Consider the following 2882-nt stretch of genomic DNA (forward strand, 5'->3'; position numbering starts at 1 on the left):
GATCCCAAAACGGCGTCTTGGTCTGTATTACGTGGTGAGTTTGACCAATGGCTAATGGAACAAGCCGAAAATGCGGGTGCGCAATGTATTACAGGGATCCGTGTTGACAAACTCGTTGAACGTGATGGAAAAATTGTCGGTGTTGAGGCCGATGGTGATGTGTTAGAAGCGAAAGCGGTGATCCTCGCCGATGGTGTGAACTCTATCTTGGCTGAACAGCTAGGTATGACGAAACGTGTTGCGGCTGAAAATGTGGCTGTGGGCGTAAAAGAGATCATCGAACTGCCTGAAAGTGTCATTAAAGATCGTTTCAACCTAAAAGATAACGAAGGTGCGGCTTGGTTATTTGCAGGTTCGCCTACTGATGGGCTTATGGGCGGTGGTTTTTTATATACCAATAAAACCACGCTTTCTTTAGGTCTTGTTTGCGGGCTTCACCATATTAAAGACGCTAAAAAATCCGTCCCCCAAATGCTGGAAGATTTTAAACAGCATCCCGTTGTTGCTCCGCTAATTGAAGGCGGAAAAATGGTGGAATACGGCGCACACGTTGTTCCTGAAGCTGGATTAAGAATGCAAAACGAATTAGTACGCGATGGTGTATTGATTGCGGGTGATGCCGCAGGGATGTGTATGAACCTTGGCTTTACTATTCGTGGCATGGATTTAGCGATGGCATCAGGTGAAGCTGCTGCAAAAACCGTGCTATCGGCAATGGAGAAAAATGATTTTAGCAAACAAACGCTCAATGAATATCTCAAACATTTAGAAGCCGGTCCGTTACGCGATATGAAAGCCTATCAACGTATGCCTGATTTACTTGATAACCCTCGTATGTTCACCGCTTACCCTGAAATGGTGGTTGGTATTGCAAAAGATCTCTTTACCGTAACCGGTGAAGCGCCAGTACCAATGCGTAAAACCATGATGCGTCATACCAAAAAAGTAGGTTGGATGAATCTGATTAAAGATGGGATCAAAGGAGTAAAAGCAATATGAGTTCTCCCGTAAATGTCGATGTCAAATTAGGCATCAATAAATTTAATGTCGATGAGGAAAATCCACATATCGTCGTTAAAGAGCAACCTGATATGCAGGTATTGGAAACCTTAGTCAAAGCTTGTCCTGCCGGTCTTTATAAAAAACAAGAAGATGGCACCATCAGTTTTGATTATGCAGGGTGCTTAGAGTGTGGAACTTGTCGAATTCTTGGTTTAGATAGTGCGCTTGAAAAATGGGAATACCCACGCGGAACGTTTGGCGTGGAATATCGTTACGGATGATGTATCGCTACTTTTCTCCCAGTGCTGCTCCGGCCTGGGAGCTTTTCTTTTTTGTTTTATTTAGAAAAAATACCAGGACACAGTCATGCAACCCAGAAACTTTGATGATATTCGTTTTACCTCTGTACATCGTCGGGTGATGTTATGGGGGAGTGGCGGCCCTTTTCTTGATGGCTATGTATTAGTGATTATCGGTGTGGCGTTAGAGCAACTCACACCATTATTACAACTCGATACACGATGGATTGGTCTACTTGGTGCTGCAACATTAGCAGGGCTTTTTATTGGTACATCCCTCTTTGGTTATATTTGTGACAAAGTGGGTCGCCGAAAAATGTTTCTTATCGATATTGTCGCCATCGCTCTTATCTCTATTGCAACGATGTTTGTTTCAACGCCAGTAGGGTTGTTAGTGATGCGATTTCTTATTGGTATTGTGATTGGGGCTGACTATCCTATCGCGACTTCGATGATCACTGAGTTTTCCAATAAAAAACAACGTGCTTTTGCCGTCGGTTTTATTGCTGCAATGTGGTATATCGGGGCGACTTGTGCCAACTTAGTCGGTTATCTTTTATATGATGTTGTAGATGGCTGGCGTTGGATGTTGGGCAGTGCTTTTATTCCTTGTGTAATTATTTTAATTGGTCGTTTTGATTTACCTGAATCTCCGCTTTGGTTAATACGCAAAGGGCGTATTAAAGAGTGTAATGAGATGATGATAAAACTCTTTGGTGAACCCGTGGTATTTGAAGCAGAAGATGCCAAGACAACGCGTTTTATCGAGTTATTTAATAAACGCCACTTCTCTTTTGTTCTATTTGTTGCGGTGATTTGGACTTGCCAAGTTATCCCCATGTTTGCCATTTATACCTTTGGCCCACAAATCGTTGGTTTATTAGGATGGGATGCAGGAAGAAGTGCGGCACTGGGTAATGTGGTGATCAGCCTGTTTTTTATGTTTGGGTGTATTCCCGCAATGTTTTGGTTAAACCAAACAGGACGACGTCCCTTATTGATTGGTAGTTTTGGAATGATGACATTGGCATTATTGGTACTCGGTATTTTTCCTGCTCTACCTATCTTATTTGTTATTTTAGCCTTTGCGACTTATGCGTTCTTTTCTGGCGGTCCCGGAATTTTACAATGGCTCTATCCTAACGAATTGTTTCCGACAGATATTCGAGCTTCGGCAGTGGGCATTATTATGTCAATCAGCCGTATTGGTACCGTTATCTCAACCTGTGCGCTTCCTGCCTTTATTGCCACTTATGGCATTAGTACTACGATGCTGGTGGGGGCGGCGATCTCCTTATTCGGTATGATCGTTTCAATCTTGTTTGCACCAGAAACGAAAGGATTAACACTCAACCAAACTTCAACGATGCCAATGCGTCGGAGTAAATAATCCCTTTTATTGATCATGAATAAAATAAGTTAAAGTGAGTTATATACTTTTATTTACAAGTTATAAAAATTTAATCATTATTGTATTTTATTTTATATTATTTTTTATTTAAATTATTACGTTAATATATATTGATAAGGATTTTTTTATATTTTTTAAATAATCTGTATATATTTATCTTAAAAAAAAGA

Annotated in this window: 3 protein-coding genes; all 3 read left to right on the forward strand. The window is 41.0% G+C overall.

Translation table 11 applies throughout. The annotated features are described in order from the left end of the window. Positions 1-999 (forward strand): FAD-dependent oxidoreductase FixC (fixC, locus tag BHE89_RS13840; protein ID WP_128860551.1); only part of this gene is annotated, 999 nt, incomplete at its 5' end. Further along, entirely contained in the window at positions 996-1283 is a 288-nt protein-coding gene (fixX, locus tag BHE89_RS13845; RefSeq protein WP_023582978.1) for a ferredoxin-like protein FixX, read from the forward strand. The genes fixC and fixX, both read left to right, overlap by 4 nt. 85 nt (positions 1284-1368) lie before the next feature. After that, a complete protein-coding gene (locus tag BHE89_RS13850) occupies positions 1369-2691 on the forward strand; it encodes an MFS transporter (protein ID WP_069369787.1) in 1323 nt (440 codons plus the stop codon). The last annotated feature ends 191 nt before the right edge of the window (positions 2692-2882 follow it).

The sequence above is a fragment of the Shigella sp. FC1967 genome, from assembly GCF_001743005.1.
Classification (GTDB): Bacteria; Pseudomonadota; Gammaproteobacteria; order Enterobacterales; family Enterobacteriaceae; genus Proteus.